Raw genomic sequence first — 24731 nt, 5'->3', positions numbered from 1 at the left:
CCTAAAATTTGCTTACATGAGTGGGGAAGAATATGTCCTCTATTCGTTGGCGAATTTTAGGTCTTTTCTGCTTTTTTTAAAACAAAAAGGAGGAGTCATCATGAATCACAAAGAAATTGCCGAACGCCTCATCGAGCTGCTCGGCGGGGAAGACAATATCATCAGCGCGGCTCATTGTGCGACAAGACTGCGCTTGGTCATGAAAGACCAGGAAAAAATCGATCAGGAAAAGATAGAAGAGCTTGACGGCGTAAAGGGAGCCTTTTCCAGTTCAGGTCAATACCAGATTATTTTTGGAACGGGGCTTGTCAATAAAGTCTACGAGCAATTTGCAAAAGCGCTTCAGCTTGATCAAAAAGAGACGGTTCAGCATAATGAAGCTGCAAAGCAAAACATGAACCCTGTAGCCCGATTCGCGAAAACGCTGTCAAATATTTTTGTGCCGATCATTCCGGCCATTGTTGCAAGCGGTTTATTGATGGGTCTTTTGGGAATGATGAAAGCGTTTCAATGGGTCAGCCCGGATTCGGCGCTTTTTAAGCTGCTTGACATGTTTTCAAGTGCTGCATTTATCATTCTGCCGATTTTGATCGGTGTCAGCGCGGCGAAGGAATTTGGCGGAAATCCGTATTTGGGGGCTGTCATCGGGGGGATTTTGATTCATCCAAGCCTCCTCAATCCATGGGGACTTGCTGAAGCAAAGCCGGAAGTATTGCACTTTTTCGGTATACCAATTGAGATGCTGGGCTACCAGGGAACAGTGATTCCGATTCTCTTGGCAGTTTATCTCATGAGTAAAATTGAGAAGTGGACAAGAAAGCTTGTCCCTAATGCGATTGACCTTTTGGTAACACCGTTTTTGACGATCATTTTAACTGGATTTATCGCTTTTATTGCGATCGGGCCGCTGGGAAGAGGACTCGGTTCGGGAATTACGAATGTTTTGACCTTCGTGTACGATCATGCTGGACCTGTTGCGGGATTGATTTTCGGCGGGACATATTCCCTTATCGTTCTTACCGGCGTTCATCACAGCTTTCATGCGATTGAGGCCGGCCTCATCGCCGATATCGGCCGAAACTACCTGCTGCCGATCTGGTCGATGGCGAATGTCGCCCAAGGCGGTGCAGGGCTTGCCGTCTTCTTCCTGGCAAAACGGGCGAAGACAAGAGAAATTGCGTTGCCGGCTGCTTTCTCAGCATTCCTTGGCATTACCGAACCGGTCATTTTCGGAGTCAACCTTCGCTACCGCAAGCCGTTCATCGGCGCGATGGCGGGCGGGGCGCTCGGCGGAGCATATGTCGTCTTCACAAACGTTGCGGCAAACGCCTACGGCTTGACGGGAATCCCGATGATCGCGATCGCCGCACCGTTTGGAACGGCGAATATTGTCAACTATTTAATCGGAATGGGCATTGCTGTCGTCACTGCATTTATCACAGCTTATTTCTTAGGGATCAATGAAGATGAAAAAAAGAACTGATGGAGGATCGGCAAATATGAACCTTCGTGACCAGGAACTTCGCGAACAAGCCATGAAACGGGTTGCAAAGTATGAAGATATTGTCAATCAAGATCCATACCGCCTGCATTATCACATCATGCCGCCTGTCGGACTGCTGAATGACCCAAACGGTTTCATTCAATGGAAAGGCACATACCACCTTTTTTATCAGTGGATGCCTTTTAAGACGGGACATGGCGCCAAATGCTGGGGACATTATTCTTCCAGGGACCTTGTCCGCTGGCGACACGAAGAGATCGCCCTTACGCCAAGCGATTGGTATGACCGAAACGGATGCTATTCAGGCAGCGCGATCGCTGAGAAGGACATGCTGCACGTCTTCTATACAGGGAATGTCCGGGATGAGGAAGGAAACCGTGAGACCTATCAATGTCTTGCTGTCTCAAAAGACGGCATTTCATTTGAAAAACGGGGAGTCGTCGCAAGACTTCCCGAAGGATATACGGCACATTTCCGCGATCCGAAAGTGTGGAAAAAAGACGGGCGCTGGTACATGGTGCTCGGCGCACAGACAGAGCGGCTTGAAGGAAGGGCGGTGCTGTTTACTTCCCAAAACTTGACGGAATGGTCGTTTCTCGGCGACTTGACCGGCTCTAATACAGATCAGCTCGGCGAGTTCGGGTATATGTGGGAATGCCCGGATATGATCACACTCGATGGAAAGGATATACTGATCGTCTGCCCGCAAGGATTAAAAGCGGAAGGCTTCCGCTGTCAAAATGTATATCAGTCGGGATATTTCGTCGGGGAAATAGATGAGCGGAAACCGGCGTTTAGGCACGGCGATTTTGAAGAGCTTGACCGCGGCTTTGATTTTTATGCGCCGCAGACGACACAGGATGAATCAGGCAGGCGGATTTTAATAGGCTGGATGGGGGTTCCCGATCAGGACGAACAAAGCCAGCCGACGATTCCGAATGAATGGGTGCATTGTATGACATTGCCGAGGGAATTATCGCTGAAAAACAACCGGCTGGTTCAAAAGCCGGTTCAGGAGCTGCGAACCCTGCGTCAAAACGAAAAAAACGCTCACATTTCTCTCAAGCAGGATACTGAAATGCTCGATGTAAACCAACCTGAAAAAGCGGAGATTTTGCTGATTCCGCAGCATGTAGAAGAAGGGTTTGAGATATCCTTCAGAGGAGCGGCCCGCCTGATTTACAGCAAAACGGACGGTCTCTTGACTTTAGAAAGGAACAGCTATGTTGATGAAAGAACGGAAGCAAGACACTGCCGGGTTGAGAGGCTTAAAGATGTAAACATCTTTTTGGACTCGTCTTCTATAGAAATTTTCGTCAACGGCGGAGAGGAAGTGTTTACAGCGCGATATTTTCCTTACCCGGGAAATAATCGTGTGTCGATCTCCGCCAGAAAAGAGATCAATGCGGATGTGACATCTTGGACATTGGCTTGAAAATCCCTTTATGATATGCTTTTTTTAGATATTGTGCAGTGCAAAGGGGTTGTTTCTTTGGAAAAACGATTGACAGCATCGCATTTGAAAGAAATAGCAGAGCATATTGAGGATACGAGGGAAGAATACAACGAATTGCTCCTGCAAGTAAGGAAGCTGATCCGTGATATTGACGAACAAACCATTCCAATGGAAAAGATAAAAGAGAGCCTTTCAGGCACGTACGAACAAATGAAAGAATATGCCCTTTTTGTAGAATCGATCGAAGCTTTTTTAAAATCATCGGCAAGAAATATAAGCGCGAATCAGGACGGGTAATCCTTCCGTCAAGAATGAAAGAACCCCTTTAAAAGGGGTTCTCTTATTTTCCGCTGAGCCGGTGAGCAGAGTGTTTTGTCGGCCCGATGTATTCATTTAAGCGGAATGATTCGCGAATGGCTTCCGTAATGAATTCTTTGGCTGCATAAATGGCTTCTTTTACGCTTGAACCTTTAGCAAGTTCGGCCGTTATCGCCGCCGAGTAGGTGCAGCCTGCGCCATGTGTGTATGGGGTGTCGATCCGCTCCCCTTCGATCACTTCAGCTTCCCGTCCGTCGAATAGCACGTCAACCGCTTTTTCGTGATTCAGCTTGCCTCCTCCGGTGATGAGGACGTGCTTGGCACCAAGGTCATGAATCGCTTTTGCCGCTTCCTTCATCTGTTCAACGGTCGTGATTTCGCCAAGACCGCTGAGCTGTCCGGCTTCAAACAGATTCGGCGTTATAACCGTCGCAAGGGGCGCCAGAAGCTCCCGCAAAGCTTTGGCATGCTCGGGATACAATACTTCGTTTGCTCCTTTGCATACCATGACCGGATCAATAACGACATTTTTCATATTGTGTTCTTTGATCGTTTTTGCCGCAATCTCGATAATTTCAACGGTAGGCAGCATTCCCGTCTTCATCGCATCGACGCCGATGCCATCGACGATCGTAGCGAGCTGTGCCTTAATAGTATTCGTATCGACCGGGAACACCTGGTGGTTCCAACTGTTTTCCGGATCCATGGCGACGATCACCGTTAAGGCCGTCATCCCGTATACGTTCTTTTCCTGGAATGTTTTTAAATCCGCTTGTATTCCGGCGCCTCCGCTTGAATCGGAGCCGGCGATTGTCAGCGCTTTGTGCATTGTCATGATTGTCAAGCCTCCATAAAAGAGATTCCATCTTCAGATTGATATAGTTTTTATTATAGACAGCTTTTTATAAGAGTACAATGAATTGACTGAAATGTTATAGGCAAGCGGTCCTTCAGCCATTTATCATATGAAAAAGCCAGGGCGCCTTTTGATGCATGTGAAATCGTTCTTTTTATGATTTAATAAGGAAATAAACTGAAAGATGAAGGAGCGCTAATAAACCTGTTATGAATATATCGGTCGTAATCGTAACGCACAATCGGATTCACGCTTTGTGCGAATTGCTTGAATCCATTGCCAAACAATCTGTTAAGCCGTTTGAAGTGATCATCGTAAATGACGCAGGCGAAAAAGTTGACGTTGTGCAGTATCTTTATTCAGAACTTCCGATCAAGGTGATCGATCTGAAAGAAAATGTAAAACATGTAAAAGCGAGAAATATAGGGGTGAAAGAAGCGGCCGGAGATGTTATTATGCTTTGTGATGACGATGACTTTTTCACTCCGTGCCATATGGAAAGAATGGCAAAAGCTCTTGAAACGGCGGATTTTGTTTATTCAGATGCCGAAATCGTATCGTTTGAAACCAAAGGCGATGCGCGAATCCCGACAAGCCGTCAGCTTTTCGCTTATTCGTTTGATGTGGAGGAAATGAGGAAGTTTTCTACATATGTCCCTTCAGGAAGCATGTATAAACGATCTCTCCACGATGAAATCGGATATTTTGACCCGGATGTCCACAATTATTGGGACTGGGACTTTTTCCTGCGTGCAGCAGAGAAGTTTCATATCAAAAGGGTGCCTGCCGCGAGCGTCATTTATGCTTTTTCAGAGCAGGGAGACAATCAATCCGGAAATCTGGGCGGAATGAGGCAGTATTATTTGGACGTATTGTGTGAAAAACATCAACTCGGCAAGCTGCCGACAAAAAACTTTTTCGTGCTTCTTAAAGAGCCGGCCATGAGAAAGAGAGAGGCCGAAAGTGAAATCGTATGGGACGGAGAGCCTGTCATTTCGAGACTCGTCAGCGTAAGTTCAGTATAACGTTAGGGAGGTTGAACCGTTGAAGCAGATTTTGAATGACAGCTGGTGGGAACAGCTGCATCAAGAATTTGAAAAGCCATATTATCAAGAGCTCAGGGAAATGCTGAAAAGAGAATATTCGGAGCACACGGTCTACCCTGAACCGCACGACATTTATAATGCTTTGCATTACACATCCTATGAAAAGGTCAAGGTCGTGATACTCGGCCAGGACCCGTACCATGGACCGGGACAGGCGCACGGCCTGAGCTTTTCCGTTAAGCCGGGAGTGAATCCGCCGCCTTCGCTGAAAAATATATTCATAGAATTGCAAAACGACGTCGGCACCGACATCCCGAACCACGGCTCGCTCGTGAGCTGGGCCAAACAGGGCGTCCTGCTGTTAAACACGGTGTTGACCGTAAGGCGGGGGCAGGCGAATTCCCATAAAGGAAAAGGATGGGAGAGGCTGACTGACAGCGTGATCGACGCTTTGAATAAAAGAGAAAAACCGGTCGTCTTTATTCTTTGGGGCCGGCACGCTCAAGCGAAAAAGGAGAGAATCGACACCACGAAACACTTTATCATCGAGTCGCCGCACCCAAGCCCGTTCTCGGCAAGATACGGCTTTTTCGGAAGCCGGCCGTTCTCAAGGGCCAATGAATTCTTGAAAAAAATCAATGAAGAGCCGATCGACTGGGCCATTCCGAGCCTGGAAAAACTGGAGAACCGCTGAATGCAGGCGGTTCTTTCCTTCTTTATATGAAGTTGTCTGCTTGTTTGAAAACGTTTCCGCCGGGTTTCCTTCATTATGTGTGAACGGCATTTTAACTGTCAACTTCTGATTCCGCGGTGAAAACCGGCTTTGCAGATGTTTAGAAGATGATGAAAGACCGCAAAAAATGAAGAGCCGCGGGTGGAAAACGGATTTTTATTGTTGCAAAATAGAAAAGTGCGTTCTGCATATGCGAAGGTAATTTGTTAAAATGAAGTGGACATTGAATACGGTTTGGAGGACAAATTTTATGAACATACATATATCAAGTCTGCTTCAAAAGATGGAGGAAGAATTGAAAAAGGCAAAAAATTGCCATCGGGAGAATGAGCTGAAAATGCACGTAGCCGTTATCCGTTCCCTCTGCGATGTTATCGTCGAGCAAGAGCGGCCGGCCGCTCAGCCTTCACCTTACATTCAGCCGGCGAAATCTGCGAGCGACCAGCTGATGCTGGAAAAAATGATGGGAAGCGCCGGTGCCGAACAATATCAAAAACAGGAGAAACAAAATAAGGAGGAAGACGGCAACGGGGATTCAATTTTTGATTTCTAGGCCGTTCTGTTTTTAAAAAGAGAGGTTGATAAAATGAAACTGCTTTTTGGGGCTTTGCAATGGACGGCGTTCATGATCGCCTCATCCATCGTTGTGCCTATAGCGATCGGGCAGTCGTTTGAGCTGAATCAGGCGGAGACAGCAGAATTGATTCAAAGCACGTTTTTCGTGTTGGGAACGACGGCCTTTATCCAATGCTTAACGGGGCACCGTTTACCGATTAATGAGAGTCCGGCCGGCCTTTGGTGGGGGGTCTACACGATCTATGCGGGCCTTACGGGGACCGTGTTTGCCGCATATGCCGAGACGCTTCAAGCGCTTCAGGGCGCAATGCTTCTTAGTGCGGTGTTCTTTTTCATATTCAGCTTGTTTAAGATTATAGAAAAGCTGGCTGTACTGTTTACTCCCGTCGTGACCGGAATCTATTTGCTGTTATTGGTCATGCAGCTGAGCGACCCGATTGTGAAAGGAATCATGGGGATCGGCTACCGCAAAAACGAATTTGACGGTCCAGTCTTTTTGATTGCCGTCGTCATCATGCTGGCGACGTTTCTCATGAGCAGGTCGAATGTGGCCTTTCTCAAACAGTATTCGATTTTAATTGCGCTTTTCGGCGGCTGGGTGTTATTTGCCGTTGTCGGCGTCGCAAAGCCTGTGCAGCACGCGAAAGAGCTCTTTCATTGGCCTGAAATCTTTCCGTTCGGAATGCCGGTGTTTGACAGCGGTTTGGTCGTAACGTCTTTATTTATCACCGTGCTTTTGATCGTCAATATGCTGGCGAGCATCCGTGTGGTGGAAGGGGCGGTCAGGCAGTTTGAAAAACTTGAAGAAAAAAAGCGCGCCCGTCCAGCTGGTTTCATCGCAGCTTTCGGCCATGGTCTGAGCGGCCTGCTCGGCGCAGTCGGAACAGTGCCGATTTCCGGAGCGGCAGGCTTTATTCAAACGACGAGAATCTCCTCGAAAAAGCCGTTTTTGCTGGGGAGTATGATCGTGGCTTGCATCAGCTTTTTTCCGTTTATCATGAATGTATTTGCAAGCCTTCCGTCTCCGGTCGGCTTTGCGGTTAACTTCGTCGTGTTTTCGACCATGGTCGGATTGGCATTTGCCGAATTTGATTCGTATGGAAAAGGCGAACTCGGCCGCGTCCGCTTTGTCGCCGGAGTTGCGCTTTTAGCCGGCGTCGGCGTCATGTTTGTTCCCGAGAGCGCGCTCGAAGGGATGCATCCTGTGCTTGTCTCTATTTTAAGCAACGGACTTGTCCTCGGGACGGTTGTGGCAATCGCGGCAGAGCAGATGCAGTTGAGAAAAAAGAAATTTGACAAAATCGTGTCATAGCGTTTTGAAAGTTGAAATCTTATGCCTGTACGCTATGATGAGTAGAGAAAGGCGGTCGATTGACAATGAAATTATTCTTGATTCTAGGTTCGATAAATGCAATGCTTGCGGTTGCCCTTGGGGCCTTTGGAGCTCACGGGCTTGAAGGGAAAATTTCTGAGAAATATCTGCAAATCTGGCAGACGGGCGTACAATATCATATGTACCACGCACTCGGATTGCTGGCCATCGCGCTCATCGCCGGGAAGCTTTCGGGCGCAGGAAGCATTACTGCGGCAGGCTGGCTGATGTTTGCGGGAATTGTCTTATTTTCAGGAAGCTTATACATCCTCAGCCTGACGCAAATCAGCGTCCTCGGCGCCATTACTCCGCTTGGAGGCGTGGCATTCATCGCGGCATGGATCATGGTCGCCGTGTCGGCGGTCAAATACTTATAGTTTCTATAAAAGCCAATCTTTTTAAGAGATTGGCTTTTATTATTTTAACGCAAACTGATTCATGATAAATTTAATGTTATCCAACAGATGCGGAGGCCCTGCTGAAGCATGTTGTATAGAAGGGGTGTGCACGCTGCGGGGTCTTAGGTCTCACGCGCGAAAAACGATGAAAATTAAAGTGATGATTGCGGATGATAATTCATTTATCAGAGAAGGCATGAAGATTATCCTGAGTACATACGATGAAATAGACGTGCTGGACACGGTGGAGGATGGTCGGCAGGCAGTAGAATATTGCAGGAAACATGATGTGGATATTGCACTCCTGGATGTCCGCATGCCAAATATGAATGGGGTCGAAGCGGCGGAGTTCATTTCGAGACAAACGGAGACAAAGCCGCTGATTTTAACAACGTTTGATGATGATGAATATATTGTGGCAGCCATCCAAAACGGTGCAAAAGGATATTTGCTGAAAAACACCGAGCCGGAACGGATCAGGGATGCGATCAAAAGCGTGTATCACGGAAGTATCGTGATGCAGGACGTTGTCCTCGATAAAATCAAGTCGAATTTAACCGAACGTAAAGAGCCGGAACAAAAAATTGACAAAAGCCTGTTCACTGAAAGAGAGCTTGGCATTATGGCTTTAATCGCCAGAGGGCTTTCCAATAAAGCGATTGCGAAAGAGCTTTTTATCTCGGAAGGGACGATAGCGAATTATATTTCTTCGATATTGGGGAAGACGGGGCTCGAACACCGCACACAGATTGCGATCTATTATTTAACCGGAAAATCGAATCTGGACTGAGGAACCGAAATGGAATTTTGGATGATCATTGTCAAGCTTCTTATGCTTGGATATATCGTATTAAGCTGCATACAATCGCCTGTCGGGAATCTCCCATGGATCGTTTTTTGTTTAATTCTTTACTTTTGTGTCAATATCATAATCGGCATTTTAAAAAGGAGTGCGCTCAAAAAGGGGATCGCCGTCTTATCAATTATTATTTCGGTTGTTTCCTATCAGCATGTCCATCCTCTATTCATTTTGCTGATGCCGCTTAGCGTATATGAATTGCTGTTTGGCGTGCAGCCTAAGTGGATGATATTGACGTTATCTCTTATACCCGCCGCTTTTATCGGCGAATCGCTGCTGGCGATTTACGGACTGACGGCTTTGCTTCAATTTCTTATATTCACTATATTAAAACAAGATTCGGCCCGGATTCGGATGCTTGAAGATCATATTGATCAGACGAGGAAGGATATGCAGACCTTAACAAAGGCTTTGCATGACAATAAAGAGTTTCTCAGACAGTCTGAATATACGTTTAAATTAGAGGAACGAAACCGCCTGTCACAGGAAATTCACGATAAAATCGGCCATTCGATGACAGGGGCGCTCATTCAGCTTGAAGCGGCCAAGCGCCTGTTTGATACAGACAAACAGAAAGCGTCTGAGCTGCTGCAAAACGCGATTAATATTTCGAAAGACGGAATCGAAAAAATCAGGCTGACATTAAAGAACATCAAGCCGCCTCCTGAACAGATGGGCATCCATAAGCTGAAATTGTTCATTGATGAATGCTCGGCGCGGCATCATATCGATATTTCTTTTCTGCATAAAGGCGATTTGGACGTCATTACTCATATTCAATGGAAAATCATATTTGAAAATATTACGGAAGCGCTGACCAACACGATGAAATATGCGGATGCAACCCGGGTATCGATCGAAATCCATGTGCTGAATACGCTTATCAAAACCGAAGTAAAAGACAACGGAAAGGGACAAGAGAAGGTTAAAAAAGGCATGGGAATCATCGGGATGGAGGAGCGGGCCGCGTCTGTCAACGGAAAGGTAATCGTCGACGGATCAAACGGTTTTTCTGTGACGACGCTGTTGCCGAAGCATGAATGATTTCATGAAAAGAATATGAAATTTCTCATGTGAAAAAGATGAATTGCTGCACTGCCGCGGATTCATCTTTTTTTTTATAATCATTTTCGTAAAGTAAAAATGAGGTGAAAAGATGAATGTATTAGAAATCAATAACCTTACGAAAAAATTCGGGGATTTTGTCGCTGTTGATAATATGTCGCTATCCATAGAAGAGGGGGAAATATTCGGTTTGCTCGGCGCAAACGGCGCGGGGAAAAGCACGACGATCAATATGATCTCAGGCCTTTTCCGAAGCAATGAGGGAGAGGTCCTCATTCTCGGCAAAAACATCGCTGCATTCAGGAAGCACGCCAAAATGAATATTGGCATCGTTCCCCAGGATTTGGCGATTTACGAAGATTTGACGGCCTATGAAAATGTGAAATTTTTTGCCGGGCTCTACGGGCTGAGGGGATCCCTGTTACAAGAACGCGTTGAGGAGGCATTGCAATTTGTCGGGCTTGGCGATAAACACAAAAGCTTCCCGAAAAACTTTTCGGGCGGGATGAAAAGACGGCTGAATATCGCATGCGCCATCGCCCACAGGCCAAAGCTGATCATCATGGATGAGCCGACAGTCGGCATCGATCCGCATTCGCGAAATTACATTCTGCAATCTGTGAAAAAGCTGAATGACATGGGATCGACCATTATTTACACAAGCCATTATATGGAAGAGGTCGAGGAGATTTGTACGCGGATAGCCATCGTTGACCATGGAAAGATTATCGCGGAAGGCACGAAAGAGCAGCTGAAGGCGATCATTACCGACACGAAAGATATTTGGATTACCGTTAAATCAGCCGAGAATGTTGACCTCGGCAAACTAAAAGAGATCAGGGGAGTCGAGACGGTTTCTCTTGAGGAAAATACGATGAAAATCAACTCTGATACAGGTGTCAGCAATTTAAACCAAATCATTGAATATCTGTTGGCAAACGGTGTCGAGATTCGTTCATTGGAAGAAAAAGCGCCAAACTTGGAAACCGTGTTTCTGACGCTGACAGGAAGAAATTTACGCGACTAGAAAGGGGGTCAGAGGCTTGAATATCGTAAACATCGCAAGAAAAGAAATTCTGTCGTCTTTTCGGGATAAAAAAACACTGATATTTATGCTGGCGTTTCCGATCGTGCTGATTGTGATTTTGGGAACCGCGCTGTCAAACGAATTCAATCATCAAGTATCGATTGAAGATATTCACGTTTTGTATAAAGACCAATCAGACGGGGAATTGTCCCAAGGCTTTAAAGTTTTTGCAAAGGAAGCAAAAAAATCGGGTGTACATTTTAAAAAAGCGCTAAGCGATATGGATGGACGGAAAGAAGTCAAAAAAGGACGCTACGATGGATACATCGAAATCGAGGGCAGCGGAATCAAGCTGTATAAAAGCGACCAAAACAGTATTAAAGGAAGCATTATTCAAGGCATGCTGTCCGCGTTTACGGATAGGTACAAAGCCGTAGCAGAGATTTACAAGGTCAACCCGAATCAGGCTGGCTCAGTGCTCGCAAAAGGCATTCATGATGATTATATTAAAGACACGTCGCTAGATTCCGCAAAACGGCCCAGTGCTATCGATTATTACGCTGTTACGATGACAACGCTGATCGCTCTTTACGGGGCTTTAAGCGCCAGCTACTTAATTCGCGGGGAAAGGCTCCGCAACACAGCCGACAGGCTGGTGGCCGCTCCCGTTCAAAACTGGGAGATTTTCGCCGGAAAGCTGATTGGCGGGATTGTGACAAATGCGCTCTGTATTTTTCTCGTTGTCGCTGTCAGCAAATTTTTGTTTAAAGCCAATTGGGGAGAGCATATCGGCCTTGTCCTGCTTGTGCTGTTCACCGTCGTGCTGTTTGCGGTGAGCCTTGGGGTCGGCGTCAGCTATTTGACGAAAACGGGAGAAGCGGCAAAGACGATGATCAATGTGCTGATTCCGCTGGTTGCTTTTTTTGGCGGCGCTTATTTCCCGATAGGCGATACAGAAGGTATTTTACGCATGATCACGAATCTTTCCCCGATCAAATGGTCGAGTGAGGCCATGATGAAAATCATTTATGCAAACGATTTGGCTGCAGCGGTTCCGGCGGCCGCTCTGAATATCGGTTTATCCGTGTTCATGCTTCTGATCGCCGTTGCCGGACTGCGCAGAAGGGAGGGGCTGTAAGATGAAAGAAATGCTTTGGCTCGTGAAAAATACGCTGAACGTGACATTTAAAAACAAGAAAAATATCTTCCTGTTTCTGTGTCTTCCGCTGCTGGGAATCTTCGTTGCCCTTATGACGCAGGGAAGCACAGACAAAACCGATCTGAACGTCGGGATTGTCGATCATGAAAAAAGTCAGATTACCGCTGACACGGCGGCTTTTTTAAAGGGGCTTGACAATGTAAAGGTAAGCGCGGTGAGCAGGTCGGAAGCAGCAGAGAAAATCGCCTCTGGAACGCTTGATTGTGCGATTACTTTTGATAAAGGGTTTACCGACAGCGTGCTTGACGGAAAGCCGGGACATGTCGGGATTTCATCTGTTAAAGGCGCTGAAGTGACGGGGTTTGTGAAATCGTATTTGTATCATTACATTGACAATATCGCAGCGATGGGCAAATCGGCGCAAGGAGATTCGCAAACCTTTGAGAAAATCTACAAAAACTATCAGAGCTCAGGCGTGACGCTAAAAACGCAAACGCTCGATGATACATCGAAAAATAACAAAATGACGTATCAAACGGTTGGATTTCTCCTGATGGCAATGCTCTTTTCAGCAGGGAATTTGTCTGAAATTCTTGTGAAAGAAAAGGAAAACAGGACTTATTTCAGGCTGTTGACTACGCCGATTACGGCAAGGCAGTACGTATTCTCAAATATAACCGTAAGCTTGTTTGTCATGATATTTCAAACTCTTTTTACATTGTTCATGATGAAAAACGTTTTTCATATCGATCCCGGCATTTCGTTCTGGCAGATGGCGGTTGTGCTCTCGATATTTGCGCTGAGCGCCATCGGTCTTGCATTGATCACGGTCGTTTTCTCAAACAGCTCCAAGGGTGCTGGCGCCTTGCAGAATCTCATTTTCATGCCGACGATCATGCTTTCCGGATGTTTCTGGCCTGTTGAGATCATGCCGCTTTTCGCTCAAAGAATCGCGGAGTTCCTTCCGCAGCGGTGGGTGCTGGACACATTGACAAAGCTGCAGGATGGACAGCAATTTCAGAGCTTATATTTGAATATCCTGATATTGTTCGGCTTTGCGGCTGCATTTTTCTTACTCGTCATTTATAAGTTCAGCCGTAATAATGATGCGCGTAATTTCGTCTGATGATAAAAAAAGGGTTCGGGTTCAAAGAGAACCGAACCTTTTATCTAGGCGTGTATGAAGCCATTGAGTACGGATAGTCGTAAACGATCGGTTCATCGAACGTAATGTAATCAAGGTAAACCATCAGAAGCAAGTAGCGGGTGCCCGTTTTTCTGTCGCTTAAAATGATATGATCGCGCCCGGCTGCTTCAATTTCTCCGCGGAACACTTTTGCATTCCATTGCGGATTGTTTTCAAACGTCATGTATACGGTCGCGATTTTCCCCCGGTTGAGCCGCAGAATATTTTCGACATACGACTGCTCTAATGGCAGCATGCCAGGAATGCTCGGACCGGTTTGCTGCGCCGAAGGCATGGTTGGGACCTGAACGCCCGCCGGCTGCGGCTGGGTCAATTGGACGGGCTGCTGAAAGGTTTGCTGGCCGCCCATTTGCGGGAATTGCGGCTGCCCCTGCTGCTGATACATTTGGCCCATCTGTCCCATTTGCCCCAATTGCGGATAAGGGTTGGCACCCATTTGCCGAAAGTCCGGCATTTCAATCTCTTGGAGCGGCTGAAATAGATTTTTCTTAGGTTTCATGTTGTTCCTCCTTATGATGTCATTGAATCAAAATCAGACCTTTACCCGGCTTACATGTTTGGCACTGATCGGGATCGGCGTCAAGAAAGTCCGCTTTAGCACGGTTGGGGTTGATGTCAGGTGAAAGTTCAATGTTTCTCATCCCTTTAACAGTATGAGGAAGAAGTCTGGAATATGACCAACAAAAACGGCTTGCCGGTTCTTGCGAAAGAAAACGAAAAGACCGCTCTGATATTGATCTGCACCCTGTCAAGTAGACAGTGGAAATAACTAAAACACACTAGACGGCTTTAGCCCTGTATTCCACTGGGCTGAGGCCGTTTAGTTTTTCTTGTAGACGATCGTGGTTGTAAAAGTGGATATATTCATCAATTGCGCTTTGAAGTGCCTCAAATGTCTCGTACGAATTCCGTCTGTATTTCTCGCATTTTAATTTCCCCCAAAACGACTCAATGGGGCCGTTATCAATACAGCGGCCGACGCGGGACATACTCTGTGTCATATTTGCGTTTTCAATCATCCTTCTAAACTGGTGGGACGTGTATTGAAAACCTCTGTCGCTGTGAAGGAGAGGACGTGCGTTTGGGGCTGCCTCAAGCGCTTGGTTCAAGGTTTTAAACACAAGGGCGTTATTATTGGATTTCCCCAGCACATAAGACACGACCATTCCCTCATGAAGATCTAAAATGGCACTGAGGTACGCTTTCCGATGGCCGTATTTTAGCTCTGTCACATCAGTCACCCATTTTTGATTTGGTTTGTCCGCTTTAAACTCTCGATTCAGGATATTTTCGGACACATGTTGAGGCGTCGCTTTGCCGTAACGTTTTTTCTTCCGCCGAATGACACACTCCAGCTTGGCAATTTTCATCAGCCGATAGATGCGCTTATGATTGAGGCGCTCTTTAAAGCGGCGGTTCATGTTTAAGGTCATTCTGCGGTATCCGTAGATACCGCCAATTTGTTCGTGAAGTAGCGCCATTTTGGCGATAATCTTTTCATTCTGTTTTTCTCTCGCTGAAGGTACTCGGCTCCTCCATTTGTAATACCCCTGGCGCGAAACTTCGGCAATCTCACATAACATTTGGACAGAAAAGCCTTCTTTTCGATTCAGCTCTAAAATGGCGAGATATCGATCTTCGTACCGAACCTGACTTAGAACCGCCTCCTTTTGATCTCTTCCAACTTTTTTAAGAACGCATTCTCTGCGCGCAAACGCTCATTTTCCTGTTCCAGCCGTTTGTTTTCCCGTTGAATTTTTTCTTCAGGTGTCAGTTCTTCTTCGGTTTTGCGTTTCCCTCGGTTGTCTTTTAAGGCCTCTTCTCCGCCTTCTTGATACTTTTTCACCCATTGATACACCTGTTGGTAGGAGACTTGATGAATCTCCATTGATCTGGCGTAGTCCTTTCCATGAGCTAGACAATCCTTCGCAATCTCAATCCGTTCTTCCAATGAAACGTTCTTCCGTTTGGTCATCAAACGATTCCTTCCTCTCCCGCTGTCTTTTAACGTTTTATGACCATTATAAAGCTCAACCCACTTCATGAGTACGGATTTACTGGAAATCTTATATTTTCTCGAGATTTCTCTTTGAGAGTAGCGTCCGGATAAGAAGTCTTTCACGGCATTGTATTTTAATTCTGCGGGATAGAACTTATGGCGCTTTGAACGTTCCAAACTCTCCACACCCGCCATATCATGCGATGTTCTCCATTCACGAATCGTTTCGGCATGAATGCCATATTTTTCTGCGATCTCCTTCACCGAATTATTGCCCTGATCACATTCTGATAGAATATTCAATTTTTCTTCTTTTGAAAACCATTTTCCAGCCATGAAAAAACTCCCCCAAGGCAAACAGATTTTTTTATTTCATCTGTCTACCTTTAGGGGAGCATATCATATCGAGCGGCCTTTCCCGTCATTTATCCTGTAATAACTTCTTCTTCAGGATGACGAATCGGCGTTTTCTTCGGTTTTGCCAATGTAAATGCAATGGTTAGCGGTCCGACGCGGCCGATGAACATCATCATCATAATGACCGCTTTTCCGGGGAGTGTTAATTCAGGTGTCAGTCCCATTGATAAGCCGACCGTTCCAAAAGCGGAGACCACTTCAAAGACGATATCCAAAAACGGGGCGTGTTCTGTTATGGTCAATAGAAACATCGCCATCAGCACAAATAGAAAACTGATGACGATGATCGCCAATGCTCTTAAAATCGTTTTCATTTTGATCGCCCTGTTAAAAACGACCGTTTCGCTTTTTCCCCTTAAAAAAGTGAGCGTCGCCAATATCGTGATGATAAAGGTTGTCAGCTTAATTCCGCTTCCTGTTGATCCGCTTCCCGCCCCGATGAACATCAGAATGGTGATAAGGAGGAGGGAAGGAGGTGTCATTTGAGCGATGTCTACCGTATTAAATCCGGCTGTTCTCGGGGTAACGCCTTGAAAGTAAGCGCCCCATAATTTTTCCGTCAATGGGAGTTTCCCCAAGGTTCCTGGATTTGAATACTCAAGCAAAAAAATCGCCAGTGCGGCGGCCGCGTTAATGATCAATGTTCCGACGATCATTAATTTTGAATGAAGCGACAATTTTCGGAAATTCCGCTTTGTCCATAAGTCCAAAAGAACGGTAAAGCCAATGCCTCCGGTGATGAAAAGTCCGGTGATGACAAGGTTGACGACCGGATCCCCGACATACTTCATCAAGTTATCCGGCCACAAGGAAAACCCCGCGTTATTAAAAGCCGAAACCGTGTTGAACAAACTGTGGAACAGGCCTTTTTGAAAGCCGTACTCAGGAACCCATCTGATCGAAAGAATGAGAAATGCGACACATTCAAAAACAATGGTGAAAATAAACAAATGTTTAACAAGCCGGACGAGTCCGCCCAAAGACGTCTGGTTAAATGCCTCCTGAACGAGAATCCGCTGCTGCAGGCCGATTTTTTTGCCGATCATCATGACGACGAGAACGGCAAAGGTCATTAATCCCAAGCCCCCGACTTGGATCAGCAGCATAATCACGGTTTGTCCGAAAACCGTATATTCTGTACCGATGTTTACGACGGACAGGCCGGTTACAGTCGTTGCCGATGTCGCCGTAAATAAAGCATCAGCCCAGGAAATGTAAGCTGTCGATGCAATCGGAAGCTTGAGCAGGCAAGCGCCGATTGCAATGATGATGATGAAGCTGAGCGCCAGCGTTTGCGGCGGGCTGATATTGATGATCTTTCCTTTTACGAGATTTGAAGACATCATCTTAGGCATTTTGTTTTGATCCTTTCTCTGAATAATGTCAATAATGTACTTCCCAATATCAGGTTTGTCAACATAAAAACGGCTCCCTCAAATGGTTCGTTAGGCCTCTTTTAATGAATGGATCAAAAAAATCAAGAGAAGCATCGCCTGGTCACATTCTATTATTTTTAAAATATTCCACATAATACATTTACTGGGTTGCAAGAAAATGATAGCTTTTAATAGAAAAGGATAAACTTGGAGGTGGGACTCGCGTTTCGTTAGGATGTAGTCTTGTACTTTTTGGGCCATGTGTAAAATTGAAATGATAACAGGGGGATTTTGCAATGTTAAAAAGAGTGTTTCGTTCTAAATTGTCGATGTTGATGGCCGGCCTTGTCATCATGGCTTCGGTTTTTCTGCCTTCTTTTCATGCCGATGCAAAGGCTTTAAAAACGGAATCAATAAACCGTCCGGCTGCAAAGGCTTCGCTATTTGCGGAGATATCGGGGAACAGCAAGCAGGAATGGTCTTTCTCCGATATTGAGCTGACATACAGGCCGAACTCGATTTTGGCGCTGGGGACGGTTGAATTTACGTTGCCTTCGGGGTTTGCAGCGACAACGAAAGATACGGTAAATGGAAGGGCGCTTACGACCGGACAGATTTTGAACAACGGAAAAACGGTGAGACTCCCGCTGACGATTGATTTATTGGGCATCGCCGAGTTCAGGCTCGTTTTGGCGAATAAAACGCTTCCTGCGGCCGGAACGTATACGTTCAGAGCGGAGAACAGGGTGTTGGGCCTCGGCTCGACTTTCTATGCCGAAGACTCAATCGAAGTGCAAAAAAGAGCGACTCCGCCGACACAGCCGTGCAATTGCAAGTAAAAATCAAGCTCCAAAGACGATTGTCTTTGGAGCTTTCCTCATTAAACATGCAAAAATGCAGGCAGCTGTTCATTTGACAGGCGGTTGCCGACGAAGAATGAACCGAATTCCCCGTAACGCGCGCTCACTTCGTCAAAGCGCATTTCATAGACGAGCTTTTTAAACTGCAGCACATCATCCGAAAAGAGCGTTACACCCCATTCATAATCGTCAAATCCGACTGAACCCGTAATAATCTGTTTGACTTTGCCGGCGTATCCCCGTCCGATCATGCCGTGGCTGCGCATCAGATTTCTCCGCTCTTCCATTGAAAGCATGTACCAGTTGTCATCACCTGATCTTCTTTTATCCATCGGATAGAAGCAGACATATTTGGCTTTAGGGAGCTCTGGGTACAGGCGCGCACGAATTTGCGGATTTTCGTAAGGGTCTCCGTCTCCGCTTCCCATATAGTTGCTAAGCTCGACGACGGATACATAGGAATAGGCGGGAATCGTGTACTCCGCAAGCTTCGACTTATTGAATTCCAGTTCGATTTGATTCAGTTCCTCCATCGTCGGACGCAAAATCATCAGCATGAAATCGGCTTTCTGGCCGACGATGCTGTACAATGTATGGCTTCCGTTTCCTGCTTTTTCGACAGCGCCCCATTTTTCAAGGAGTCCGGTAAATTCGCTGATGATGATCTGGCGTTCGTCGCTTGAGAGCGTCTTCCAGGCGGCCCAGTCCATCGTCCGGAAATCATGAAGGGCATACCAGCCGTCAAGCGTTTGTGCGGCTTCATTTGTTTTCTGCTGTTCGCTCATATTTTCACTCCTCATTCGTATGTAATTGTCTTCATCATACCATAGTTTCCGTTTCTTCATCTTCTTAGAAGTCTTGGCCGGAAAATGAAGTCCGCTGCATAAGCGGGGCAGACCGTTGTATAATAAATATAATTGCCGATTAATTTAATTAAAAAAAAGAGTTTTTTAAATGAAAGCGTTATAATTAAGGCTGAATGATTGAATTTATACTGCAAAAGAGTATCCTAAATAGAGGAGTTTTTTGTATTTATTCAAGGAGGGTATACAGTGGCAGATTTATTTTCAACAGTACAAGAAAAAGTAGCAGGAAAAGGAGTTAAAATCGTATTTCCGGAAGGTATGGACGAGCGTATTTTGACGGCGGTCGCAAGCCTTGCCGAAAAAAACGTGCTAAAGCCGATTCTCGTAGGAAACGAACAGGAAATTGCTGCAAAAGCAAAGGGATTGAATGTGACGCTTGACGGAGTTGACATATATGATCCTCATACATACGAAGGAATGGAAGACCTTGTACAAGCTTTCGTAGAGCGCCGCAAAGGAAAAGCGACGGAAGAACAGGCCCGCCAAATCCTTTTGGACGAAAACTATTTCGGCACGATGCTTGTATACAAAGGGCTGGCAGACGGTCTTGTCAGCGGTGCGGCCCATTCGACTGCCGATACGGTGCGTCCTGCCCTGCAAATCATTAAGACAAAAGAAGGCGTGAAGAAAACATCCGGCGTCTTCATTATGGCCCGCGGCGATGAACAGTATGTGTTTGCAGACTGCGCGATCAACATTGCGCCTGACAGCGAAGATCTAGCCGAAATTGCCATCGAAAGCGCCAACACGGCTAAAATGTTCGACATCGAGCCGCGGGTAGCGATGCTCAGCTTCTCAACAAAAGGATCTGCAAAATCGGATGAAACCGAAAAAGTGGCAAATGCGGTGGCGATTGCCAAAGAAAAAGCGCCTGAGCTTACGCTTGACGGCGAGTTCCAATTCGATACTGCATTTGTTCCGTCTGTCGCGGAGAAAAAAGCGCCGGGCTCCGTTATTAAAGGCGATGCAAACGTATTTGTATTCCCAAGCCTTGAAGCGGGGAACATCGGCTATAAAATCGCTCAGCGCCTCGGCAATTTTGAAGCGGTCGGACCGATTCTGCAAGGCCTGAACATGCCTGTAAACGATCTGTCCAGAGGCTGTAATGCAGAGGATGTTTACAATCTGGCGCTGATTACGGCTGCTCAAGCGCTGTAATGTAATGTGCTTCAAAACGGTGAACGATGTGCGTTCACCGTTTTTTTATTGCGTTTTGATTTTCAACATGAGCAGAGCTTCGGCCCCCTTGCCGCTTATGTCAGGCGGCGGCCATTCGCAAAGATCGAAAGGATAATCTGAGCCTTGCACCAGCCTCTCATCCCCAACAAGCTCTTCCAGAAAATGTATGCCCTTTTCGTTCCATAACACGGTATCAAACCAAAACCTTCGCAAGTATTCGACGGGCGGGGCCGTAAGCGATGCCGCCGCTTGCGGCCACATATCGCAGCCTTTCTTCAGTCTGCCGATTTGATAAGGGAGAAATCCGCCCCCGTGGGCCAGCACAATTTTGACATCCGGAAAGCGGTCGGTAATGCCGCTCAATAATAAGTCTGCCGCACAGACGGTCGTTTCCCACGGTACGCCGATCAAATTGGGCAGCATTTTGCGGCGGAGCCGCGGATCTTCGGAAAGGAGCGGATGGATGAAAATGATCGCTCTCAGCCTGTCGGCTTCTTCCCAAAAAGGTATAAATGCGTCATCGGAGAGCAGCTTTTCCGATGCGCCCGGTCCGATGATTGCCCCTTTAAGGCCGAGACTCACTGCTTCATTCAACCTGACGCACGCTTTTTCGGGACTGTTGAGCGGGATTGTGCCGAGCCCTGAGAGCCTTTGGCTGTGCGTTTTTGTCCATTTGGCCAGGGCCGTGTTGTAAACCGCTGAAATGTCGTCTGTAATCTCATCTCTGAGATCGTAAAGAAAAAGCTGGGGAACCGGTGAGACCAATGAATGCAAAATGCCCGCTTTTTCCTGCTCTTCTAAGTATAAGTCCTCCTCATAAAACTGTTTCTTTAATTCAAAGCCCCACTTGTGATTGACGGTCAGAAATTCCGCTTTATCCGGCGACTTTTTTTCCCATGCCGCCTGAACGGTCCTTTTATTGTCTCTCAGCCAAAGCAGGACATCCTCCGGAATAAAATGCGTATGGACATCAAACAAAGCTAAACCCCTCCCGTTTACGGCCGTCTCCAGTACCCAAGCTTCTCAGAGATGCCGCGGGCGGCCTGTTTTACTTTAAAAATGATTTTTTCCTGCGAGGCTTTCATTCGTTTTGTGGGGCCGACGACGCTGACAGCGTATTTGACATCTCCGAGATAGTTTCTGATGGGTGCGGAGACGGAAGTGATTCCTTCGATAAATTCACCGTGACTGACGTCAAATCCGTTTTCTCTGATTGTTTTTAGCACGTTTCTAAGTTTGTTCTCATCTGTCACCGTTTTCTGCGTATAGCGTGTCAGGCCGCTTCTCACATATCGTTCCAATAATCCGTCGCCGCCGTATGCAAGAAGCACTTTGCCTGAGCTTGTACAATGCATCGGATTTTGCCGGCCGATATGTGATAGAAGCTCAACCGGACGGGGACATTCCGTGCGATTGATATATACTACGTTGAAATCGCCGCATACCGCGATGTGAGACGTCTCGCCCGTTTCTTCTGTCAGCTTTTCGAGAACAGGCTCGGATTCCCGGTTAATTTCAAGAGTCGAGGTGACAATTGTATTCAACTGCAAGACAGATAACCCCAACTTGTATCTTTTGGATTCCGGATCCTTCATGACAAACCCTTCGCTTTCAAGCGTACTCAACAGCCGGGAGACCGTGCTTTTCCCCAGGCCGAGAGATGCGGCGAGCTCGGTGACTTTTTTTTCAGGCGTATCCAGTGTAAACGATTGAAGCAGCCGAAGAGCATTCTTTACAGACCCAAGCGTGTAGTTCGGTTTTGCCTCTGCGGACATTGATTTCCTCAACTCTTTCATTGTTTTTGTTGCCTTTTGTTCCATAATATAACATAAAGTGAGGATAAAAAACGAAAAATATCAAATTTTCGGAAAAAATAACAGCATTGTTCCACATAGAGGAACAACGCTGTTTTCTTCACAAATAAAATCATTTAATTTAAGTGGAAAAGGAGGATTGATTTTCCATGAATGTGCAGACGGCAACATTGGTAAACCGCGTACAACCATTTGACTGCAGGCATTTTATAAACGGGAGATACTTTTCGTCAGAAAGCGGCAAAACGTTCGACAATATGAATCCGGCCACACAGGAAGTCATCGGCAAGGTTTCCGAGGGCGGAAAAAAGGAGATCGATCTGGCCGTCGCCGCGGCAAGGCGCGCATTGAACGGGCGCTGGAAAAACATGACCGGCGAGGAAAGGATTCGAATCATCAGAAAGATCGGCGACATCATTCTTGAACGGAAAGATGAACTGGCAAAGCTTGAGACGCTTGATACGGGAAAACCCCTCTCATTATCCAGCACGATGGATATTCCCCGCGCCGCCTTTAACTTTCATTTTTTCGCAGACTTTATGAGAGGAGTCGGAACAGAGGCCTATCAAACCGATGACATCGCGATCAATTATGCGGTCCGCCGTCCGGTTGGCGTTGTCGGATTAATCAACCCATGGAACCTGCCGCTTCTCTTATTGACCTGGAAGCTGGCTCCATGCTTGGCGGCAGGAAATACCGCCGTCATCAAGCCGGCCGAGCTGACGCCGCTGACAGCCACGCTTTTGGGGGAAATCTGTCAGGAAGCGGGCCTGCCTGACGGAGTGGTCAATATCGTCCACGGATTCGGCCCGGAATCAGCCGGCTCCGCGCTTTCCGAGCATCCTGACGTCGATGCGATTTCCTTTACCGGGGAAACGACGACCGGAAAAATCATTATGGAAGCCGCCTCAAAAACGTTAAAAAAACTCTCGTTTGAACTTGGCGGAAAAAACCCGAACATCATTTTCGCTGACGCCGATATCGATGAAGCGGTTGAAACGACATTGAAATCGAGTTTCGTCAATCAGGGGGAAGTCTGCATGTGCGGTTCCCGCATTTATGTCGAACGGGAAGCGTATGACGAATTTCTCGACGCCTTCATTTCAAAGACAAAGGAACTTCGTGTGGGCGATCCGTTTGACCCGGAAACAAATATCGGGGCTTTGATTTCGGCTGAACATACCGAACGGGTGATGAATTACATAACGCTGGCGAAAAAAGAAGGCGGTGACATTGTAACCGGGGGAGGGCGCCCGGAAGGCCTGGAATCAGGCTGCTATCTCGAACCGACGATCATTACTGGAATTTCCAGGAGCTCCAGGGTTGTCAAAGAAGAAATTTTCGGCCCGGTCGTGACGGTGATTCCATTTGACGATGAAGACGAAGTTATCGCTCAGGCGAATGACACCCACTATGGGCTCAGTGCAACCGTTTGGACGAACGATCTCCGCCGCGCGCACCGCGTCGCCGGACAGATCGAAGCCGGGATGGTCTGGGTCAACACCTGGTTTCTCAGGGATTTGCGGACGCCGTTTGGAGGAATGAAGCAAAGCGGACTCGGTCGCGAAGGCGGAATTCACAGCTTCGAATTTTTCAGCGAATTGTCAAACATTTGCATCAAGCTGTAAAGGAGGAGAGCGGAATGAATGCACAGGCATTAAAAGAAACGGCGCGGACGCTGTACACGGCGGAAGCGGAAAAACGGGAAATCGTCAGAATCACAAGGGACTATCCAGAGCTGACGGTTGAAGACGCCTATCATATTCAAGAAGAGCTCGTTGAGCTGAAATTAAAGCGGGGGAACGGGATCATCGGCCCGAAAATGGGGCTGACGAGCCGGGCGAAAATGCAGCAAATGAACGTTGAAGAACCGATTTACGGGTATATCTTTGACGATATGGTCGTGCCGAACGGCGGTACACTCGAGTTTGATGAGCTGATCCACCCGAAGGTTGAAGCGGAGATTGCCTTTGTACTCGGCGAGGATATCGAAGGGCCGGGGATTGCCGGAGAGCAGATTCTGGCGGTGACCGAATATTTCATCCCCGTGCTTGAAGTGATCGACAGCCGCTATGAGAATTTTTCTTTTACGCTGCCTGACGTTATTGCCGATAATGCGTCATCGTCAAGGGTCGTGTTCGGTGAAAAGGTTAAAAAGCCGGATCGTCTCAAACTCGATAAAGCCTCGGTTTCTTTAGTGATTAATGGCGAAGTGAAAGAGCGGGGGACGGGTGATGCGGTTCTGGGGCATCCCGCCAATTCGGCAGCAATGCTTGCCAATATGCTTGCCTGGAAGCAGCAAAAGCTTAAAGCAGGCAGCGTCATTTTGACCGGCGGGGTAACGGGGGCTGTCATGCTGAAGCGCGGGGACAGCGTCTCGGCGCATGTAGAAGGGCTTGGAGACGTTTCTTTTACAGTCAGTTCATAATGGGGGAGATATTTTTGCCGATCGTTCACATTCAGCTGTTAGAAGGCCGGCCTGCGGAAAAGGTGGAGGAAGTCATTCAAAATGTAACAGATACAATCAGCGCCACCCTGGGTGCCCCAAAGGAAAACGTTCGCGTACTCGTGACGGAAATTCCGAAGAGCCACTGGGGAATAGGCGGAACGCCGGCGTCAAAAGCAAAACCGTAAAACTGGTTAT

The 24731-nt window shown here is 47.0% G+C and carries 25 protein-coding genes; 18 read left to right on the top strand and 7 right to left on the bottom strand.

The window, feature by feature from the left end; translation table 11 throughout:
• Positions 1-100 precede the first annotated feature (100 nt).
• From MHB78_RS22575 to MHB78_RS22565, 3 genes are read left to right on the top strand one after another with little or no spacing between them, the layout of a single operon-like run.
• Positions 101-1483, top strand: coding sequence for a sucrose-specific PTS transporter subunit IIBC (locus MHB78_RS22575; RefSeq protein ID WP_046130624.1), 1383 nt, complete (start codon positions 101-103; stop codon positions 1481-1483).
• Positions 1484-1499: 16 nt separating this feature from the next.
• A complete protein-coding gene (locus MHB78_RS22570; RefSeq protein ID WP_046130674.1) occupies positions 1500-2939 on the top strand; it encodes a sucrose-6-phosphate hydrolase in 1440 nt (479 codons plus the stop codon).
• A gap of 57 nt (positions 2940-2996) precedes the next feature.
• Positions 2997-3257: a hypothetical protein gene (locus MHB78_RS22565; protein WP_309245937.1), complete on the top strand. Its 261-nt coding sequence runs from the start codon at positions 2997-2999 to the stop codon at positions 3255-3257.
• 43 nt (positions 3258-3300) lie between these two features.
• On the opposite strand, the gene MHB78_RS22560 is transcribed toward MHB78_RS22565, so the two are convergent.
• Positions 3301-4113, bottom strand: coding sequence for a bifunctional hydroxymethylpyrimidine kinase/phosphomethylpyrimidine kinase (locus MHB78_RS22560; protein ID WP_046130622.1), 813 nt, complete (start codon positions 4111-4113; stop codon positions 3301-3303).
• A 230-nt stretch (positions 4114-4343) separates the two neighbouring features.
• Between MHB78_RS22560 and MHB78_RS22555 the strand changes: the two genes are divergently transcribed.
• The 10 genes from MHB78_RS22555 to MHB78_RS22510 all read left to right on the top strand — a co-directional run bounded on the left by MHB78_RS22555 (position 4344) and on the right by MHB78_RS22510 (position 13495).
• Entirely contained in the window at positions 4344-5159 is an 816-nt protein-coding gene (locus MHB78_RS22555) for a glycosyltransferase family 2 protein (protein ID WP_046130621.1), read from the top strand.
• Between the two features lie 19 nt (positions 5160-5178).
• Positions 5179-5874, top strand: coding sequence for a uracil-DNA glycosylase (locus MHB78_RS22550; RefSeq protein WP_046130620.1), 696 nt, complete (start codon positions 5179-5181; stop codon positions 5872-5874).
• 289 nt (positions 5875-6163) lie between these two features.
• Positions 6164-6466, top strand: a complete 303-nt coding sequence (locus MHB78_RS22545) for a YwdI family protein (protein WP_046130619.1) — start codon at positions 6164-6166, stop codon at positions 6464-6466.
• Positions 6467-6499: 33 nt separating this feature from the next.
• Complete coding sequence (locus MHB78_RS22540; protein WP_046130618.1) at positions 6500-7801, top strand: purine/pyrimidine permease; 1302 nt, start codon at positions 6500-6502, stop codon at positions 7799-7801.
• Between the two features lie 65 nt (positions 7802-7866).
• Entirely contained in the window at positions 7867-8238 is a 372-nt protein-coding gene (locus MHB78_RS22535) for a DUF423 domain-containing protein (protein ID WP_046130617.1), read from the top strand.
• Positions 8239-8404: 166 nt separating this feature from the next.
• Positions 8405-9049 (top strand): response regulator transcription factor, encoded by a 645-nt coding sequence (locus tag MHB78_RS22530; RefSeq protein ID WP_046130616.1) that lies wholly within the window; start codon positions 8405-8407, stop codon positions 9047-9049.
• Positions 9050-9058: 9 nt separating this feature from the next.
• Positions 9059-10162 (top strand): sensor histidine kinase, encoded by a 1104-nt coding sequence (locus MHB78_RS22525; protein WP_046130615.1) that lies wholly within the window; start codon positions 9059-9061, stop codon positions 10160-10162.
• A 112-nt stretch (positions 10163-10274) separates the two neighbouring features.
• Positions 10275-11210 (top strand): ABC transporter ATP-binding protein, encoded by a 936-nt coding sequence (locus MHB78_RS22520; RefSeq protein WP_046130614.1) that lies wholly within the window; start codon positions 10275-10277, stop codon positions 11208-11210.
• Positions 11211-11226: 16 nt separating this feature from the next.
• Positions 11227-12348 (top strand): ABC transporter permease, encoded by a 1122-nt coding sequence (locus MHB78_RS22515; protein WP_046130613.1) that lies wholly within the window; start codon positions 11227-11229, stop codon positions 12346-12348.
• Between the two features lies 1 nt (position 12349).
• Positions 12350-13495, top strand: a complete 1146-nt coding sequence (locus MHB78_RS22510; protein WP_046130612.1) for an ABC transporter permease — start codon at positions 12350-12352, stop codon at positions 13493-13495.
• A 40-nt stretch (positions 13496-13535) separates the two neighbouring features.
• Here the strand turns inward: MHB78_RS22510 and gerQ are convergent, their stop codons facing one another.
• From gerQ to MHB78_RS22495, 3 genes are all read right to left on the bottom strand, one after another.
• Entirely contained in the window at positions 13536-14075 is a 540-nt protein-coding gene (gerQ, locus tag MHB78_RS22505; protein WP_046130611.1) for a spore coat protein GerQ, read from the bottom strand.
• Positions 14076-14355: 280 nt separating this feature from the next.
• Positions 14356-15911, bottom strand: a protein-coding gene (locus MHB78_RS22500; RefSeq protein ID WP_231947364.1) for an IS3 family transposase whose coding sequence is annotated in 2 segments (ribosomal slippage) — positions 14356-15254 and positions 15254-15911 — 1557 coding nt in all. Because the reading frame shifts where the segments join, the coding sequence is not laid out codon by codon here.
• A gap of 89 nt (positions 15912-16000) precedes the next feature.
• Complete coding sequence (locus MHB78_RS22495; protein ID WP_046132440.1) at positions 16001-17347, bottom strand: TrkH family potassium uptake protein; 1347 nt, start codon at positions 17345-17347, stop codon at positions 16001-16003.
• A 317-nt stretch (positions 17348-17664) separates the two neighbouring features.
• Between MHB78_RS22495 and bslA the strand changes: the two genes are divergently transcribed.
• Positions 17665-18207, top strand: coding sequence for a biofilm surface layer hydrophobin BslA (bslA, locus tag MHB78_RS22490; RefSeq protein ID WP_046132439.1), 543 nt, complete (start codon positions 17665-17667; stop codon positions 18205-18207).
• Between the two features lie 41 nt (positions 18208-18248).
• Here bslA and hemQ read toward each other — a convergent pair whose 3' ends face one another.
• Positions 18249-19013 (bottom strand): hydrogen peroxide-dependent heme synthase, encoded by a 765-nt coding sequence (gene hemQ, locus MHB78_RS22485; protein ID WP_046132438.1) that lies wholly within the window; start codon positions 19011-19013, stop codon positions 18249-18251.
• A gap of 267 nt (positions 19014-19280) precedes the next feature.
• Here hemQ and pta point away from each other — a divergent pair, with 267 nt between their 5' ends.
• Entirely contained in the window at positions 19281-20252 is a 972-nt protein-coding gene (pta, locus tag MHB78_RS22480; RefSeq protein ID WP_046132437.1) for a phosphate acetyltransferase, read from the top strand.
• Between the two features lie 45 nt (positions 20253-20297).
• Here the strand turns inward: pta and MHB78_RS22475 are convergent, their stop codons facing one another.
• Both MHB78_RS22475 and MHB78_RS22470 read right to left on the bottom strand, forming a co-directional pair.
• Complete coding sequence (locus MHB78_RS22475; protein WP_046132436.1) at positions 20298-21251, bottom strand: amidohydrolase family protein; 954 nt, start codon at positions 21249-21251, stop codon at positions 20298-20300.
• A gap of 17 nt (positions 21252-21268) precedes the next feature.
• Positions 21269-22048 (bottom strand): IclR family transcriptional regulator, encoded by a 780-nt coding sequence (locus tag MHB78_RS22470; RefSeq protein WP_046132435.1) that lies wholly within the window; start codon positions 22046-22048, stop codon positions 21269-21271.
• Between the two features lie 188 nt (positions 22049-22236).
• Between MHB78_RS22470 and MHB78_RS22465 the strand changes: the two genes are divergently transcribed.
• The 3 genes from MHB78_RS22465 to MHB78_RS22455 are packed head-to-tail and all read left to right on the top strand — an operon-like array spanning position 22237 to position 24721.
• Positions 22237-23715: an aldehyde dehydrogenase gene (locus tag MHB78_RS22465; RefSeq protein ID WP_046132434.1), complete on the top strand. Its 1479-nt coding sequence runs from the start codon at positions 22237-22239 to the stop codon at positions 23713-23715.
• Between the two features lie 14 nt (positions 23716-23729).
• Positions 23730-24515, top strand: a complete 786-nt coding sequence (locus MHB78_RS22460; protein WP_046132433.1) for a fumarylacetoacetate hydrolase family protein — start codon at positions 23730-23732, stop codon at positions 24513-24515.
• Positions 24516-24529: 14 nt separating this feature from the next.
• Positions 24530-24721: a 4-oxalocrotonate tautomerase gene (locus MHB78_RS22455; protein ID WP_046132441.1), complete on the top strand. Its 192-nt coding sequence runs from the start codon at positions 24530-24532 to the stop codon at positions 24719-24721.
• Positions 24722-24731: the final 10 nt, after the last annotated feature.

Origin of the sequence: Bacillus sp. FSL K6-0138 (genome assembly GCF_037982765.1) — a bacterium.
Taxonomy (GTDB): domain Bacteria; phylum Bacillota; class Bacilli; order Bacillales; family Bacillaceae; genus Bacillus; species Bacillus glycinifermentans.
This window is presented reverse-complemented; position numbering and strand designations above follow the sequence as displayed.